Raw genomic sequence first — 17,212 nt, forward strand, 5'->3', positions numbered from 1 at the left:
TAGTAAGCCCTCTTTCGTCGATCATGTTCGGGCTTCCTGGGCGGAACCCGCCTTGGCGAGGTCGATGAGCGGGCGCTTTTTCCTGCGGATCGCGGGGCGCTCCACGATGAACCAGGAGCAAGCCGCTATGGCGGCGGTGAGCGCGACGGCCATCGCCGCGTAGCCGAATTTGGAGACCAGTCCGTAGTAGAGCATCACGTTGATTATCGGCATGTGATAGATGTAGACCCCGTAGGAAATGTCGTTCTTGTGCAGAAGTTTGTCGCAGAGCGTCGGCGCCGTGTAGGCCAGCGAGAGCACCGTCACCGCGAGCAGCGGAAAGAGGGCGGGGTGGATCTCGTTGCCGGTCGGCCAGCCAAAGTAGTGAACGGTGACGAAGGCGATCACGCCATAGACACAGACGATCGGCAGGGCCCGGCCGCGCACCATCGAGTGGATCCAGGTGAAATTCTGCTGCGCCAGAATGCCCAGCATGAACATGTAGAGCCAGGGCAGGAAGGAGACATGGGCCAGCCTCATGATCATCGTCTCGGCGCGGTGCTCGTCCAGGGCCAGCTGCTGGAACACGACATTGGGCACGACCAGCAGCAGGATCAGAAGTGCGGTCGCCCGGTTGCGTCCGGCGCGGCCTTTCGTCGTCCGCGCCAGCGCCCAGTAGATGATCGGAATCAGCACATAGAACTGCAGCTCCACCGTGACGGTCCAGAGGCTGCCATTGAGCGCGCCGGAGCCGAAGCCGCGGATGAACTCGGGGCTGTAGAACTGGACGATGGTGATCTGCCCGAGGATCCAGGCGGCCATCAGCGGAAGCGACCATGCGTGGCTGGCGAAATAACCCGTGGCGAAGACGCTGACCAGCGAGAGCAGCGTGCAGACGATCAGCGCGGGGTAGATGCGCAGGGCGCGGTTGCGCGCGTATTCGGAGAGCCGCGAGTTGTTCTCGTAGGACTTGCTGATCAGAAAGCCGCTGACAAAGAAGAAAATCGGCACGCCCGGCAGCCATGAAGTGCTGTGAAAGAGCCAGTGGTCGTGCAGCTCGAAGTGGTGCAGCGCGTGATGGATGGCCACCTCCAGCGCGGCCAGGAGTCGGATCAGGTCGAAGTTGTTGACGCGGAACAACTCCTTGTCCGTCATTGATCATGCCCCACGTTCGCCGGCAGGGCGTGGCCGGCGTCGCGCAGGGTCTTTTCCCGGCGGGCCAGCTCGAAGTCGGACTCGACCATCATCTTGGCGAGCTCCTCCACGCCGACCGTGGGCGCCCAGTTCAGCACCTTCTTGGCCTTGGAGGCGTCGCCCTTGAGCTGCTCGACCTCGGCGGGGCGGAAGTAGCGCGGATCGATCTCGATGAAGTCCTTGGCGTCCATGCCGAAGTGGCCGAAGGCCAGGTCGCAGAAATGCCGCACCGAGATCATCGTGCCGGTGGCGATCACGAAGTCGTCGGGCTTGGGCTGCTGCAGCATCCGCCACATCGCCTCCACGTAGTCGCCGGCGTAGCCCCAGTCGCGCAGCGAGTCGATGTTGCCCAGGTAGAGCTTCTTCTGCATGCCCAGCTTGATGCGGCCGACGGCGCGGGTGATCTTGCGGGTGACAAAGGTCTCGCCGCGGCGCGGGCTCTCATGGTTGAAGAGAATGCCGCAGCTGGCGTGCATGTTGTAGCTCTCGCGGTAGTTCACGGTGATCCAGTGGGCGAAGACCTTGGCGCAGCCGTAGGGCGAGCGCGGATAGAAGGGAGTGGTCTCCTTCTGCGGGATCTCCTGCACCTTGCCGAACATCTCGGAGGAACTCGCCTGATAGAAGCGGATGCCTTTGCCGGAAATCTCCTGAAAGGTGTGGCAGGCCTCAAGGAGGCGGAGCGTGCCGGTGGCCACCACGTCCGCGGTGTAGATCGGCTGGTCGAAGCTCACGCGCACATGGCTCTGTGCCCCGAGGTTGTATACCTCGTCGGGCTGCACCTTGCGCAGCACCTCGAGCAGGCCGTTGCCGTCGGAGAGGTCGCCGTAGTGCAGCTTCAGCCGCGCGCCCTTCTCGTGGGGGTCCTGGTAGATGTGGTCGAGCCGCTCGGTGTTGAAGCTGGAGCTGCGCCGGATGATGCCGTGAACCTCGTAGCCCTTGGAGAGCAGGAGCTCGGTCAGGTAGCTGCCGTCCTGGCCGGTGATGCCGGTGATGATTGCCTTCTTCAACTCGTAAACTCCTTTGCTCGTGGCGCGGGGGACTCGTCGCAAGAATAGGGTATCGGCCACTTCACTCGTCGAGTTCAGATCGATTGGGTACCTTTGTTGAAATGACGCAATCCACCGAGCAATCCTTCCGCGGCCAGCGCATCGCGGTGACCGGCGGCGCGGGGTTTCTCGGCCGGGTGGTGGTGGAAAAACTCAAGGCGCGAGGCGCCGCGGAGATCCTGGTGCCGCGCCGCAAGGACTTCGACCTGACCCGCGAGGCCTCGGTGGAGCGGATGTACGAGGCCCTGAAGCCCGACGTGGTTTTCCACCTGGCCGCCGAGGTGGGAGGCATCGGCGCCAACATGCAGAACCCGGGGCGCTACTTCTTCGCCAACATGTCGATGGCGCTGCATCTGATCGAGCAGGCGCGGCAGCGGAAACTCCGCAAGTTCGTGCAGGTGGGCACCATCTGCGCCTATCCGAAATTCACGCCGGTGCCCTTCAAGGAGAGCGATCTCTGGAATGGCTATCCCGAGGAAACCAACGCGCCCTACGGCGTCGCCAAGAAGGCGGCGATGGTCATGCTCGATGCGTATCAGCGTCAGTACGGCCTGAAGTCAACCTATGTCCTGCCGGTCAATCTCTACGGCCCCGGCGACAACTTCAACCTGGACACTTCGCATGTGATTCCGGCGCTGATCCGCAAATGCGTGGAGGCGGTCGACGCGAAGTCGGGGCACATCGAATGCTGGGGCACGGGCTCTGCCAGCCGTGAGTTTCTCTACGTCGACGACGCCGCCGAGGGATTGATCCGCGCCGCCGAAGTGCTGGACACGCCGGAGCCCATCAATCTTGGAACGGGCAAGGAAATCACCATCAAAGAGTTGGTGGCGCTGATTGCCCGGCTCAGCGGCTTCGCAGGAGAGATCCGCTGGAACGCTTCCAAGCCTGACGGCCAGCCGCGGCGCTGCCTTGATGTCTCCAAAGCCGCCTCGATGCTGGGATGGCGGGCGCAAGTCGGGTTTGAAGAGGGATTGAAGCGAACCATCGAGTGGTACCGTTCGAAAGGGCGATGACGCATTCCGGCGACATTTTCGCGGCGGCGCTCAAGCCCCCGTCGGGTTTGGACGAATGAAAGGCGTTATCTTCCCCACCCGGCCGTTTTCAGCGGCCCGTCTATTCCTCACGCCGCGCACCCCATGAAGCAGATCCTCCAGAACATCAAAGATGGCCGCACCGAAGTCGCCGAAGTCCCGGTTCCGCACGTCGGCCGCGGCGCGCTGCTGATCCATTCGTCGCGCACGCTGATCTCCGCGGGCACCGAGCGCATGATGGTGGATTTTGGCAAGGCCAACTTCCTGGACAAGGCGCGACAGCAGCCCGACAAGGTCAAGCAGGTGCTGAGCAAGATCAAGACCGACGGACTCATGCCGACCATCGAGGCGGTGATGAACAAGCTCGACCAGCCCCTGGCGATGGGCTACTGCAACGTGGGCACGGTGGCGGAGGTCGGCGCGGGTGTGACCGGTTTCGCCATTGGCGACCGCGTGGCCAGCAATGGCAAGCACGCCCAAGTCGTCAGCGTGCCGGTGAATCTTTCCGCGAAAGTCCCCGACAATGTCTCCGACGACGCCGCGGCCTTCACCGTGATCGGCGCGATCGCCCTGCAGGGCGTGCGCCTGGTCCAGCCGACGCTGGGCGAAGTGGTGGTGGTGACCGGCATGGGCCTGATCGGTTTGATCACGGTGCAATTGCTCCGCGCCCATGGGTGCCGCGTGCTGGGCATCGATTTTGATTCCAAGAAATTGGCGATGGCGAAGGAGTTCGGCGCCGAGACCGTGGACCTCTCGATGGGGCAGGATCCGATCGCCGCCGCCGAGGCATTTTCCCGCGGACGCGGCGTGGATGCTGTCATCGTGACCGCCGCCACCAAGAGCAACGAGCCCATGCACCAGGCGGCACTGATGAGCCGCAAGCGCGGCCGCATCGTGCTGGTGGGCGTGACGGGTCTGGAGCTTTCGCGCGACGACTTCTTCAAGAAGGAACTCACCTTCCAGGTCTCCTGCTCCTATGGGCCGGGTCGCTACGACCCCAACTACGAGGAGAAGGGCCAGGACTATCCGGTGGGATTCGTCCGCTGGACCGAGCAGCGCAATCTAGAGGCGGTGCTCGACATGATGAGCGATGGTCGTCTCGACGTGAAGCCGCTCATCTCGCATCGCTTCGCGATCGAGGAGGCTGAGAAGGCCTATGAAGTGGTCGGCGGCTCCGAGCCATCGCTGGCGATTCTCCTGGAATATTCCGACGCGGAAATCGCGGGCGCCGCCCTGACGCAGCGCACCGTGGCGTTCGCCAAGCCCGCCACCGGCGACGGTCGCGCCTCGGTCAGCTTCATCGGCGCCGGCAACTACGCCACCGGCGTGCTCATCAAGGCCTTTAAGGAAAGCGGCGCGCGGCTTCGCAGCGTGGCCTCCAGCGCCGGAGTCAGCGGCGTGCATGCCGGGCGCAAGTATGGCTTTGAGGAGACCACCACCGACGCGGATGCGGTCTTTGCCGATGCACAGACCAACGCCGTCGTCATCTCGACCCGCCACGACAGCCACGCCAATTTCACGCTCAAGGCGCTCGCGGGCGGCAAGCATGTCTTCGTGGAGAAGCCCCTTTGTCTGACGCTGGCCGAGCTGAAGAAAATTGAAACCGCCGTGACCGGCGGCAAGCAGCTGCTGATGGTCGGCTTCAACCGCCGCTTCTCGCCGCAGGTGCAGAAGGTGAAGCAATTGCTGCGGGCCGCGACCGGACCGAAGTCCTTCGTGATGACCGTCAACGCCGGAGCCATTCCCGCCGACCACTGGGCGCAGGACATGGAGCAGGGCGGGGGCCGCATCATCGGCGAGGGCTGCCACTTCATCGATCTGATCCGCTTCCTCGCCGCCTCGCCGATCGAGTCGCACAGCGCGACCGCCATGCAGTCGGCCACCGGCGACACAGTTTCGATCAACCTGAAATTCGCCGACGGATCGCTGGGCTCGGTGCACTACTTCGCCAACGGCAACAAGGCTTTCCCCAAGGAGCGCCTCGAGGTTTTCTCCGGCGGCGCCGTTCTGCAGCTGGACAATTTCCGCAAGCTGCGCGGCTTCGGCTGGAAGGGCTTCAACAAAATGAACCTGTGGAAGCAGGACAAGGGGCAGCACGCCTGCGCCGCGGCCTTCGTGGAATCCGTCCGCAAGGGCGGGCCCGCGCCGATTCCGCTTGATGAGATTCTTGAGATCGCGCGGGTGAGCATCGAGATCGCGAAGGACCTTCAATGAGCGGCGCAGCGCATCCGCTGGTCGACATCATCGCCGGCGCCCGACCGAACTTCATGAAGATCGCGCCGATCATCCGCGCGATCAAGGCGAGCCAGGCAAAGGGCGGAAAACTCAAGTACCGGCTGGTGCACACCGGCCAGCACTATGACGCCAAGATGTCCGGCGATTTCTTCACGCAGCTGGGCATTCCCGCGCCGGACGTCAACCTGGAGGTCGGTTCCGGCACGCAGGCCGAGCAGACCTCCAACATCATGACCCGCTACGAGAAGCTGCTGCTGGAGGCGCGAAGCGACCTCTGCCTGGTGGTGGGCGATGTGACCTCGACCATGGCCTGCGCCATCGCGGCGCAGAAGCTCTGCGTGCCGGTGGCCCATGTCGAGGGCGGCATCCGCTCGGGCGACTGGACCATGCCCGAGGAGATCAACCGCATGGTGACGGACTCGATCACCAACTACTTCTTCACCACCAGCGAGGTGGCCAACGGAAACCTGCGCAAGTCCGGCGTGGCCGACAACCGCATCTACTTCGTCGGCAACACCATGATCGACACGCTGCTGGCCAACATGGATCGCCTGCAGGCGCCGGCTTTCTGGAAGGAACTCGGCCTGGCGGCGGGGCAGTACTTCGTGCTGACGCTGCACCGGCCCAACAACGTCGACGGCGAGAGCAAGCTGGCCGCCATGCTGACCGCGGTCGGCAAGGGCGCGAAAAATTCTCCGGTGATCTTCCCGGTGCATCCGCGCACCGCCAAGACGCTCAAGGCCATCGCCGGCTTGCCGAGCAATTTGCAGTTCGTCGATCCGCAGCCCTATCTTGAGTTCAACTACCTGGTCAAGCATGCCAAGGCGGTGATCACGGATTCCGGCGGCATCACCGAGGAGACGACCGTGATGGGCGTGCCCTGCATGACGCTGCGCGACTCGACCGAGCGGCCGGAGACGGTCACTCAGGGCACCAACGAATTGCTGGGCACCAATCCGGCGGCGCTGGCGCCGGCCTTTGACAAACTTTTCGCCGGCAAGTGGAAGCGCGGCTCGATCCCCGAGAAATGGGATGGCAAGACCGGCGAGCGCATCGTGCAGCATCTGGAAAAAATCCTGGCCAAGTGAGCCGACTTGCAACGCCTCCTCAAATACTGGCACACGCTCCGGCACCTGAAGCCGGTCCAGATCTACGGGCGGCTCTGGTTCCGCTGGCATACGCCAAAAGTTGACATCAGTCCCGCCCAGGCGCGGCGGCCTGGGCTGGGGCCCTGGGTCGAGCCTGCGCCCAAGCGGCAATCTCAGTTCGGGCCGGTGACTTTTCGCTTCCTCAACAGCGAGCACACGCTCGAGGGCGAGGACTCGTGGAATGACACGCGCTGCGCCAAGCTCTGGCTCTACAACCTGCACTACTTCGACGACCTCTGCGCCGTGGGATGGCGCGACCGCGCGAAGTGGCACAAGTTTCTGATCGAGAAGTGGATCGACGACAATCCGCCCGGCGAGGGCAACGGATGGGAGCCCTATCCGACCTCGCTGCGGATCGTGAACTGGATCAAGTGGGCGCAGGCGGGCAGTCCGCTTTCGCCGGCGATGGTGCAGAGCCTCGCGGTGCAGTCGCGCTGGCTGTCGAAGCGGATCGAGCACCACCTGCTGGCCAACCATCTCTTCGTCAACGCCAAGGCGCTGCTCTTCGCCGGCCTCTTCTTCCGCGGCGACGAGGCGGTGGCGTGGCGCAGCGAGGCGCTGCGGATCCTTGATCGAGAAATTCCCAAGCAGGTGCTCGCCGACGGCGGTCACTTTGAATTGAGCCCCATGTACCACGCCCTCATTCTCGAGGACATCCTGGACGTGATCAACGCGGATCTGCGCTGGCCGGGAAAACTCGATCCGGGTCAGTCGGACCTGCTTCGCCGCGCCGCGATGCGCATGCTGCACTGGCTCGGGTCCATGGTCCATCCCGACGGCGACATTTCCTTCTTCAATGATGCCGCCTTCGGCATCGCGCCGCTCAAGAGCGAGCTGCGCGACTACGTGAAGCGCCTCAAGCTGGACGCGCCGGAGCGATCCACCGCCGCGGGCGTCCACCACCTGCGGGAATCGGGCTACGTGCGGGCGCTCCGCGGCAACGCCCTGCTGATCGCCGACGCCGCCCGCATCGGCCCCGACGAGCAGCCCGGCCATGCCCATGCCGACACGCTTTCCTTTGAATTTTCCCTGGGCAGCCAGCGGGTCTTCGTCAACAGCGGCACCTCGACCTACGCCACCGGCCCGCAGCGATCTCTTGAGCGCGGCACCGCGGCGCACAACACGCTGGTGATTAATGGCTGCGACTCCAGCGAAGTGTGGGGCGGCTTCCGAGTGGCGCGGCGGGCGCGGCCCTTCGACATCCTCTGCTGCGACGACGCCGAAGGAAGCACCGTCGCGGCGTCGCACGATGGCTACAAGCGCCTCGCAGGCAGGCCGATCCACCGGCGCGAATGGCGGCTCACGGATTCCACGCTGACCGTCACAGACCGAATCACCGGATCCTGCCGATCCGCCGCCGCCTATTTTCATCTGCATCCCGAAGCGAAAGTGGTCGAGAAAGGGGTGATCGCCCTGCCCGGAGGCCAGCGGATACGCTACTCCGCCCGCGGAGGGGCGGTCGCCGTGAAGCCCGGAGCGTGGCATCCGGAGTTCGGCAGGAACGTGGCCAACGCGTGCCTCGTCCTCACGCTCGCCGGGCCGGAATCGGTGCTTGAACTTCAGTGGAAATGACATGCACATCCTCTTCCTGACCGACAACTTCCCCCCCGAGGTCAACGCACCGGCGTCGCGCACCTTTGAGCATTGCCGCGAATGGGTGAGGCAGGGTGAGCAGGTGACGGTGATCACCACCGCGCCGAATTTCCCCAAGGGCAAGGTCTTCGCCGGCTACAAGAACAAGCTCTGGCAAACCGAGCACATGGAGGGCATCCGGGTCATTCGCGTTTGGACCTACATCGCCGCCAACGAGGGATTCCTGCGCCGCATCCTGGATTACGTCAGCTTCATGGTCAGCGCCGTGATGGCGGCGCTCTTCGTGCGCAGAGTGGACGTGGTCATCGGCACCTCGCCGCAGTTCTTCACGGCCTGCGGCGCCTGGCTGGTCAGCCTCTACAAGTTCCGCCCCTTCGTCTTCGAGCTTCGCGACCTCTGGCCCGAGTCGATCCGCGTGGTCGGGGCCATGAAGGATTCCTTCGCGCTGGACATGCTGGAGAAGCTCGAGCTCTTCCTCTACCGCCGCGCCGACCGGATCATCTCGGTCACCCACGCCTTCAAGCGCAACCTGATCAGCCGCGGCATCAACGGCGACAAGATCAAGGTGGTCACCAACGGCGTCGACAGCTCGCGATTCATGCCGCAGAAGCGCGACCAGGAATTGGCCAAGCAGCTCGGCTTGGAGGGGCGTTTCGTCGGCGGCTACATCGGCACGCACGGACTGGCCCACGCGCTGGAGACGGTGCTGGATGCGGCCAAGATGGCCCAGGACGAGGGCGACCAGTCGCTGGCCTTCGTGCTGCTGGGCGACGGCGCCAAGAAGGCCGAGTTGAAGGCGAAGTCCGCCCAGATGGGATTGAAGAACGTGCACTTCGTCGACTCGGTTGCCAAGGACGAGGTGCCGCGCTACTGGGCCCTGCTCGATGTGGCCATCATCCATCTGCGCCGCTCGCCGCTCTTCGAGACCGTCATTCCCTCCAAGTTGTTCGAGTGCATGGGCATGGGCATTCCGGTGCTCCACGGCGTGGCCGGCGAGTCCGCCGAGATCGTGGAGAGCGAGGGCGTCGGCATTCCCTTCCCGCCGGAGGACGCGGCGGCGCTGCTGGCCTCGATGCGAAAGCTTCAGTCCGACAAGAAGCTCTACGACACCTACCGCGAGAACGGCCTGCTGGCGGCCAAGAAGTACGACCGCAACATGCTGGCCCTCACCATGCTCAAGGCGCTGCGGAAGATCCGCGTGCTGCTGCTGAACCAGGCCTTCTGGCCCGACGTGGTCGCCACCGCACAGCACGCCGATGACCTGGCCCGCTACCTGCGCTCCCACGGCGACGACGTTTCGGTGGTGGCCAGCCGCGCCATCTACGGTGAGCGCGGCGCCACCCTGCCCAAGCGCGGCGAGCGCGAGGGAATCAAGATCTACCGCGTGGGACTGCAGCTTTTCGGCAAGCGCGGCATCACGCCGCGCGTCTTCGACTTCACGCTCTTCTATCTGGCCGCCCTGTGGCGCTGCCTGATCCTGCCGCGGCACGATGTGGTGGTCTGCTTCACCACGCCGCCCTTCATCGCGCTGGTCGGCGTGCTGCTGAAGTGGATTAAGGGCACGCGCCTGGTCTACTGGACCATGGACCTCTATCCCGAGGTGGCCGGCGCCGCCGGCGTGCTCAAGCGCGGCAGCCTGATCTGGAAAGTGCTCCGCCTGGTCGACCGGCTCTGCGTGCGGCAGAGCGACCAGGTCGTGGCTCTGGGCGACTTCATGCTGGCGCGGGTGATCGAGAAGGGGGCCGACCCCGGGCGCGTCAGCAAGATCTGCGTCTGGAGCGGCGCCGAGAATTTCGCCAAGCGTCCGCGCGAGGAGAATCCGCTGCGCAAGGAGTGGGGCATCGGCGACCGCTTCACCGTTCTTTACGTCGGCAACTTCGGACTCGGCCACGACATGGAGGCGATCGCCGGCGCCGTGGACCGGCTCAAGCACGACGACTCCATCCGCTGGCTCTTCATCGGCGATGGCAAGGCCAAGAACTACCTGGAGAAGCGCATCAGCGACTGCGGCGCCAAGAACATCTTCGTAGGTGGCTACCAGACGCGCGAGCAGCTGGCCAACGTGCTCGACGTGGGCGACACGCACCTGGTCACGCTGCTGCCGGGCTGGGAGGGCCTGATTCTGCCGAGCAAGTTCTTCAGCGTGCTGGCGGCGGGCAAGCCGGTGCTCTGGGTGGGCTCGGAGCGGAGCGAGTGCTTCTCCATCCTGGACGAGAACAACTGCGGCTATCAGAGCCAGCCGGGTGACGGGGAAACGCTTGCCAGGGAAATCCAGTATCTCGCCTCGCACCGCGGCGAGGCTTCCGAGATGGGGCAGCGCGGCAAGGTCGCCTACGAGACCAAGTATTCCTCCGCCCATGCCTGCAAGGCCTGGCAGGATGTGCTGCACCAGATCGTCCGGCCGAAATGAGTTGAAGGGCGGCTGCGCCCCCCGCGCGTCAAGGCGCGGCGAAACGGCCGGTCAGCGCACAGCTTCCTTGAGCTCGGCGATCTTGATCCGGATCTGGAAGAAGTAGATCGCCTTCAGCCACGCGTAGGCGATGCCCGCGAAGCCATCGAGGAATCCGCGCTTGTAGATGTAGGAGTAGACGAAGTAGGCGGGGGCCAGCCACCAGCTGGTCATGTGCTGGTACTTGCTCTGCTGCGTCGGGGTGAGATGCGCGGTGCCCTTGCCCGAATCCTGCAGCTTCATGTAGCGCCGCGCCTCCCACGAGGAATACTCATTGTGCTTGGCGATGTAGGCGTGCAGGCCCTTGTAGTCGTTGTGCTCGATCTGGCAGCGCAGCTCGCCGACCGGACCGGTGAGCACCGGATGCTCGTGCACTTCCATGTCGAGGCTGCTCCACGCGTCCTCGTCGATCTGCTCGTAAAGGCCCGCCCCCACCTTGAAGAGCGGCAGCTTGCGCTGCGGAATGCCATGCTTAAGCGGCTGGCCGAGAAAATAGTTTGAGTAGTAGATCCAGTAGCCAACGTAACGATCCGCGGCGATGGCGCGCTCCAGCTCGTTCACGAAGTCGTCGGGCACATACTCGTCCGCGTCCAGAAAGAGCACCCAGGGCGTCTCCACCTTGTGGTTGAGCAAGTACCAATTGCGCTTCTTGGGGTAGTGGCCATCCCACTGGAAGGTCACGAAGTCGCAACCGTGCTTTGTCGCGATCGACTTGGTCTGGTCGGTGCTGCCGGAATCCACCACCACGATCTTGGCGAACCGCGACAGCCGCTCCAGGCACTTGGGCAGGTTCCGCTCTTCGTTTTTCACGGGAATGACGACGGTCACCGGCAATTTCGCAGCGGCGGAAGGCACGCGGATATCGTATCGGCAATAAGATCAAATCGTGCCCGTCGTCCAGATCCACAACACGCTCACCGGCAAGCTGGAGGAATTGAAGCCCATCGCCGGGTCGCGCGGTCCCGTCACTTTCTACAGTTGCGGGCCGACGGTCTACGACGACGCGCACATCGGCAACTTCCGATCCTTCCTCAACGCCGACATTCTGCGCCGCACCATCGAGCTCACCGGCACGCCGGTGAAGCACGTGATGAACATCACCGATGTCGGGCACATGACCGATGACACTCTGGCTGATGGCGGCGGCGAGGACAAGATGGCCGTCGCGGGGCGGCGCCTGGCGGAAGCGAAGAAGTCCGGCAAGATTCCCGCCGGCGTGGTCATCGATCCCAACGATCCGCTGGCCATCGCCGACTTCTACGCCGGCCGTTTCCTCGAAGACGCGCGGTTGCTGGGTCTGAAGGTGGCCATCGAGGCGGAAAGGGATCCCACGCTCATGCCGCGGCCCACCAAGTGGATCGGGCAGATGCTCGACATGATCAAGAAGCTCGTCGATGGCGGCCACGCCTATGTCGCGGCGGATGGCGCCGTCTACTTCGATGTGAAAAGCTTCCCCGACTATGGCCGACTCTCCGGCAACACGCTGGACAATCTGCGCGAGGGCGAGGGCGGGCGCATCAGCGCCGAGCACCAGGCCCTGAAGAAGAATCCCGGCGACTTCATGCTGTGGAAACCCGACCCGAAACATGTGCTCAAGTGGGATTCGCCCTACGGCGCCGGCTATCCGGGCTGGCACATCGAGTGCTCGGCCATGGCCGCGGGGCTGCTCGGCGCGGAGATCGACCTGCACTCCGGCGGCGAGGACAATATTTTCCCGCACCACGAATGCGAGATCGCCCAGAGCCGCTGCGCCCACGGCAAGCCGGCTTTCGCGCGGATGTGGTTCCACACCCGCCACCTGATCGTGGAGGGGGAGAAGATGTCCAAGAGCAAGGGCAATTTCTTCACCGCCCGCGACCTTTTCCAGAAGGGCGTCACACCCGCGGCGCTGCGGCTGGAGATCACGCGCACCCACTACCGCACCAATGCCAACTTCACCATGCAGGGGCTGGCCGACTGCCAGCGCATGATCGACCGGTGGAGCCGCGCCGCCGAGGCGCTCAAGGCAAAGATGGCGCAGACGAATTCTGCAAGCCCCAACCCCAAGGCGGCTGCGGGTCCCTTTGAGCTGGCGATGCCGCGCTTCACGCAGGCCCTCTGCGAGGACCTGAACATGGCCCGTGCCATCGCCGCGCTCAATGAGGCGGTCGCGGCCGAGGATGCCGCGGCCTGCCCGCACCGCGAGTGTGCGGCGCTGCAGAAGATGGATTCGGTGCTCGGCGTGCTCGAACGCAACAAGCCGGTGGCCTCAGGCGGCGACGCGGACTTCGAGGCCAAGGTCAACGCGCTCATCGAGGCGCGAGCCGCGGCCCGCCGCAACAAGGACTTCGCCGCCAGCGACAAGGCCCGCAACGAGCTTGAGGCGCTTGGCGTGCAGATCAAAGATGGAGCCGGCGGCACCACTTGGTCGCGCGTGGTTCGCTAGTCAATCTCTCTGAGAATTCAGCGCCGCAAAATAGAGAGGTGCCCCAGGGGCTCAGACAACCGCGGCTACGCGAGCAAAGTGCTATCAGTCGCTCAGACAACGCTCCGGGGCTCGCAGACTCGCCCCTGCGCTAAACTCGCTTGGTGATAGCACTTTGCTCGCTGCGCCCAGTGGCAATCTCTTCTAAGGGCACGGACCAAAGTCCAGCAGCACCATCCCGATGTCGCCGCCATCGACTTCGCCGGAACCATCCAGATCGGTGGGACAGCCGGGGCAGGGGCCAAAGTCAAGCAGGATCATGCCGATGTCGCCGCCATCCACTTCGCCGGAGCCGTCCAAGTCGGCGAGGCAAACCACTGGCGCCTTGATCGCCACGCAATGCAGGGTTCCCCCCGCGATGGCGATGCATGGCCCAATCGTCGCCGGCACCGTGCTTGCACCGGAGCCGTTGTTTCCCCATGCCACCACGGTTCCATCAAGCGTCAGCGCCAGGGTGTTGTTGTCGCCCGCCGCAATCGCCTTGCAGGGACCCAGTCCCGCGGGCACGCTGGCCTGGCCATTCGCGTTGTTGCCCCAGACCATGACGGTTCCATCGGCTTGCAAGGCGACCGTGTGAGCGCTGCCCGCGGCAATGGCCTTGCAGGAGCCCAGACCCGCTGGCACATTGCATTGGCCGTAGAAGTTGTAGCCCCACGCCACAACGGTTCCATTTTCCTGAAGCGCGACCGAATGCTGTCCGCCCGCGGCGACCGCTTTGCAGGCATCCAGGGACGCGGGCACATTGCACTGGCCCTGGCTGTTGAGCCCCCACGCCTTGACCAGGCCATTGTCCTGCAGCGCGAGCGAAAATGTCGATCGCGCGGATATCGATTGGCATGCTTCCAGGCTCGCCGGCACATTGCATTGACCGGAGGTGTTCAAGCCCCATGCCTGAACCACTCCACTCTCCTTCAAAACCATCGTGTGGTAGCTGCCCGACGCAATCGCCTTGCATGCGCCCAAGTCCGCCGGCACAGTGGTCACCCCGTAGGTGGTGCCGCCCCAGCTCTTGACCATTCCATCGTCCTGCAGCACCACCGTATGAACTTGACCCGCCGCCACCGCCTTGCACAGACCCAGGGTCACGGGCAAATTGCATTGGCCGCTGAAGTTGGAGCCCCACGCCGCGAGCGTGCCATTCTTCAGGATGGCGATGGTGTGGTAGTCGCCCGCGGCGATGGATTTGTAGCTCACGGATGGAAGTGACACGCTGGTCTGCCCGTTGCCGTTGTTGCCCCAGCCCATGATCGATCCATCGAGCCGTATCGCCACGGTGTGATAGGTGCCCGCCGAAATGGATTGGCACTCGCCCAGATTTCCCGGCACACTGACTTGTCCGTAGACGTCGTAGCCCCAGGCCGTGACGGATCCGTCGACGCGAATCGCCACCGTGTGATAGCCGCCGGCCGCGATCGCCTTGCACGGGCTGAGCAGGAATGGCGTGGTGCATTGCAACTCCGTGTCGCGGCCCCAGGCCACCACGGTGCCATCGACCTTGAGGGCCACCGAGTGCAGGTAACCCGCGGCGATCGCCTTGCAGGCGCCGAGCGAGATCGGCACGTTGCATTGCCCTTCGCCGTTGTAGCCCCAGGCAACGACGGTTCCATCGACCTTCAGCGCAAGCGTGTGATAGCCGCCCGCGGCAATGGCGGTGCATGCTCCAAGCGTCGCGGGAACCGCGGTCTGCCCATGGTCGTTGTTCCCCCAGGCCTTGACGATGCCGTCGCTCCGCAGCGCCACCGAGTGGTATTCGCCCGCGCCAATGGCGGTGCAGGTGCCGACACTTGCGGAGACGGTCGATTGGCCGAAATCATTGCTGCCCCAGGCTGAGACTTTCCCGTCCTCCTTCAGAAGAAGTGTGTGAAAACCGCCTCCGGCGACGGCGGTTTGGCTTGAGGAAAGATTCATCGGGATCGTCGTTTGACCGGAGCCGTTGGCGCCCCAGGCCGCGACCCGGCCGGCGACCTGGGCCAGCGCAACAGTCGAGGGAATCGATCCCAAGGTGACAGCCGCTATCGCAAGGCATTGGAAAAAGTTTTTGAAGTTGCGTTGAATCATTTGCGGATCACATTTCTACGGGCACGCCCCGAATTCAAGCAGCACCATCCCGATGTCGCCGCCGTCCACTTCGCCGGAGCCGTCGAGGTCAGTGGAGCACCCGGGGCAGGGACCAAAGTCAAGAAGGATCATGCCGATGTCTCCGCCATCCACTTCGCCGGAGCCGTCCAGGTCGGTGGGGCAGGGCGCAAGAGCCTGGATTGCAACGGTGTGCAAGTAGCCCGCCGAAATTGCGATGCAAGGCCCCAAATCCGGCGGAACGATGGATTGCCCTCGGTCGTAGTAACCCGTCGAGTTCAAAGTTCCTTCGCCCCAGGCAACCACCGTTCCGGATTCCAGAATCGCAACGGAGTGGTATCCGCCCGCGGCAATCGCCTTGCAGGGGCCAAGGCCAGTCTTGATCCAATAGGGGAATGATGCAGTGCCGGATTTTTCACTGTCATCCCCGCATTGAAAGTAAACATTGCGTCCCCATGCAACAATGGTGCCGTCTTCACGCAAGGCCAGGTAGTGTTCGGCACTCACGGCGACCGCTTTGCATGCTCCAAGAGTCGCGGGCACGCCCGGATAGGAATCGCCCCAAGCAACAACAGTGCCATTTTCCTTGAGGGCAACAGTTCTGTGACCGCATGCAGCAATTGCTTTGCAGGCGCCGAGAGTCACGGGCACATTGCATTGGCCCGAGCCGTTGGATCCCCACGCCACTACAGCGCCATCTTCACGTAGGGCCACGGTGTGCTCAACACCCGCGGCAATTGCCTTGCAGGGTCCAAGGGTCGCAGGCGTATTGCATTGTCCTCTGGTGTTGTAGCCCCAACCCACTACTGTGCCATTGTCCAGAATTGCCACTGAGTGGTAGCCGCCTGCAGCAATTGTCTTGCATGTTCCAAGATCCAAGGGCACATCGCATTGGCCGTAGTTGTTCCAACCTTGCGCCTTTACAAGGCCATTATTTTGCAGAGCCATGGTGTGGTAGGAGCCAGCCGCAATCGCCCTGCAGTCTTGCAGGGAAATTGGCACTTCGGATTGTCCATAGAAGTTGGAACCCCAGGAAAGAATTGTTCCATTCTCTTGCACGGCAACGGTGTGGTAGTCGCCGGCCGACATGGTCGTGCATGCGCCGACAGCCTCGGACACCACGCATTGACCATTGCCGTTGTTGCCCCATGCCACAATGGTTCCATTCACCCTCATGGCAAATGTGCTTCCATATCCGGCAACGATTGATTTGCACGATCCAAGATCCGCGGGCACGTTGGTTTCGCCATAAAGATTGTCGCCCCAGGCCGCGACCGTTCCATTTTCCTTGATCGCCACAGTGTGATAGGCGCCAGCCGCGACCGCCTTGCATGCGCCAAGCGTCGGGGGCACCGTGGCCTCAAGCTCCAAGTTTCGACCCCAGGCCACAACTGTGCCGTCGAGTTTTAGTGCGACGGAATGCAGGTATCCCGCCGCGATCGCCTTGCAGGCGCCAAGCGTCGCGGGCACCGTGCACTGGCCGTCGCCGTTGTAACCCCAGGCCACGACGGTCCCATCTTCGCGCAGCGCCAAGCTGTGGTAACCGCCCGCCGCGATCGCCTTGCAGGCGCCCAGCGCGACCGGTAGATCACACTGCATGTAATCGTTGCTGCCCCAGACCACGACCGTTGCGTCATCGCGCAGAGCCATCGTGTGGTATTCGCCAGCGGCGATCGCCTTGCAGGTGCCGAGGGTGGGGGGCACATCGCATTGACCGAAGTCATTGTTGCCCCATGCCGCGACCATTCCGTGGACCATGACGACGGCGGTGTGGTAGCCGCCTGCGGCGACGGCCTTGGGTGATTCCAAATTGAGCGGAATATCGGATTGACCGTGATTGTTGTCGCCCCATCCCTTGACGAGCCCGACGTCACCGGCCAGCGCCACCGAAGCCGGGGCGTTCAGGAAACTGATGGTTGCAAGTGCAACGAGTTGAAAAAAGTTTTTCACGCGGAAGACCGAAGCGAATCGTCGTTGCATTTTGAAGTTCCCGA

At 63.7% G+C, this 17,212-nt stretch carries 11 protein-coding genes; 6 read left to right on the top strand and 5 right to left on the bottom strand.

Annotation, left to right across the window (positions count from 1 at the left end; translation table 11 throughout):
- Positions 1–21 precede the first annotated feature (21 nt).
- Positions 22–1,134 (bottom strand): acyltransferase, encoded by a 1,113-nt coding sequence (locus tag K8R92_07820; protein MCE9619803.1) that lies wholly within the window; start codon positions 1,132–1,134, stop codon positions 22–24.
- Entirely contained in the window at positions 1,131–2,180 is a 1,050-nt protein-coding gene (gene gmd / locus K8R92_07825) for a GDP-mannose 4,6-dehydratase (protein ID MCE9619804.1), read from the bottom strand. The genes K8R92_07820 and gmd overlap by 4 nt, the downstream gene beginning before the upstream one ends.
- A gap of 101 nt (positions 2,181–2,281) precedes the next feature.
- Between gmd and K8R92_07830 the strand changes: the two genes are divergently transcribed.
- The 5 genes from K8R92_07830 to K8R92_07850 all read left to right on the top strand — a co-directional run bounded on the left by K8R92_07830 (position 2,282) and on the right by K8R92_07850 (position 10,639).
- The gene (locus K8R92_07830) at positions 2,282–3,235 is read left to right on the top strand and encodes a GDP-L-fucose synthase (protein MCE9619805.1); all 954 of its coding nucleotides are present in this window, start codon (positions 2,282–2,284) and stop codon (positions 3,233–3,235) included.
- 123 nt (positions 3,236–3,358) lie between these two features.
- Entirely contained in the window at positions 3,359–5,467 is a 2,109-nt protein-coding gene (locus K8R92_07835; protein MCE9619806.1) for a bi-domain-containing oxidoreductase, read from the top strand.
- Complete coding sequence (gene wecB / locus K8R92_07840) at positions 5,464–6,576, top strand: UDP-N-acetylglucosamine 2-epimerase (non-hydrolyzing) (protein ID MCE9619807.1); 1,113 nt, start codon at positions 5,464–5,466, stop codon at positions 6,574–6,576. Before K8R92_07835 ends, wecB begins: the two co-directional genes overlap by 4 nt.
- Before the next feature lie 6 nt (positions 6,577–6,582).
- The gene (locus K8R92_07845) at positions 6,583–8,208 is read left to right on the top strand and encodes a heparinase II/III family protein (GenBank protein MCE9619808.1); all 1,626 of its coding nucleotides are present in this window, start codon (positions 6,583–6,585) and stop codon (positions 8,206–8,208) included.
- A gap of 1 nt (position 8,209) precedes the next feature.
- Complete coding sequence (locus K8R92_07850) at positions 8,210–10,639, top strand: glycosyltransferase family 4 protein (GenBank protein ID MCE9619809.1); 2,430 nt, start codon at positions 8,210–8,212, stop codon at positions 10,637–10,639.
- Between the two features lie 51 nt (positions 10,640–10,690).
- On the opposite strand, the gene K8R92_07855 is transcribed toward K8R92_07850, so the two are convergent.
- The gene (locus tag K8R92_07855; GenBank protein ID MCE9619810.1) at positions 10,691–11,512 is read right to left on the bottom strand and encodes a glycosyltransferase family 2 protein; all 822 of its coding nucleotides are present in this window, start codon (positions 11,510–11,512) and stop codon (positions 10,691–10,693) included.
- A 52-nt stretch (positions 11,513–11,564) separates the two neighbouring features.
- Here K8R92_07855 and cysS point away from each other — a divergent pair, with 52 nt between their 5' ends.
- The gene (cysS, locus tag K8R92_07860) at positions 11,565–13,103 is read left to right on the top strand and encodes a cysteine--tRNA ligase (protein ID MCE9619811.1); all 1,539 of its coding nucleotides are present in this window, start codon (positions 11,565–11,567) and stop codon (positions 13,101–13,103) included.
- Between the two features lie 183 nt (positions 13,104–13,286).
- Here cysS and K8R92_07865 read toward each other — a convergent pair whose 3' ends face one another.
- Positions 13,287–15,143 (bottom strand): hypothetical protein, encoded by a 1,857-nt coding sequence (locus tag K8R92_07865; GenBank protein ID MCE9619812.1) that lies wholly within the window; start codon positions 15,141–15,143, stop codon positions 13,287–13,289.
- A gap of 72 nt (positions 15,144–15,215) precedes the next feature.
- Positions 15,216–17,198, bottom strand: a complete 1,983-nt coding sequence (locus K8R92_07870) for a hypothetical protein (GenBank protein ID MCE9619813.1) — start codon at positions 17,196–17,198, stop codon at positions 15,216–15,218.
- Positions 17,199–17,212 lie beyond the last annotated feature (14 nt).

Source organism: Planctomycetota bacterium (assembly GCA_021414025.1).
Classification (GTDB): Bacteria; Planctomycetota; Phycisphaerae; order Phycisphaerales; family SM1A02; genus SYAC01.

What these genes read in the sequence shown, in the direction of transcription:
- K8R92_07850 (MCE9619809.1), top strand. Translation starts at nt 8,210, where the DNA reads ATGCACATCCTCTTCCTGACCGACAACTTCCCCCCCGAGGTCAACGCA.
- K8R92_07820 (MCE9619803.1), bottom strand. Translation starts at nt 1,134, where the DNA reads ATGACGGACAAGGAGTTGTTCCGCGTCAACAACTTCGACCTGATCCGA.
- K8R92_07835 (MCE9619806.1), top strand. Translation starts at nt 3,359, where the DNA reads ATGAAGCAGATCCTCCAGAACATCAAAGATGGCCGCACCGAAGTCGCC.
- wecB (MCE9619807.1), top strand. Translation starts at nt 5,464, where the DNA reads ATGAGCGGCGCAGCGCATCCGCTGGTCGACATCATCGCCGGCGCCCGA.
- K8R92_07870 (MCE9619813.1), bottom strand. Translation starts at nt 17,198, where the DNA reads ATGCAACGACGATTCGCTTCGGTCTTCCGCGTGAAAAACTTTTTTCAA.
- K8R92_07830 (MCE9619805.1), top strand. Translation starts at nt 2,282, where the DNA reads ATGACGCAATCCACCGAGCAATCCTTCCGCGGCCAGCGCATCGCGGTG.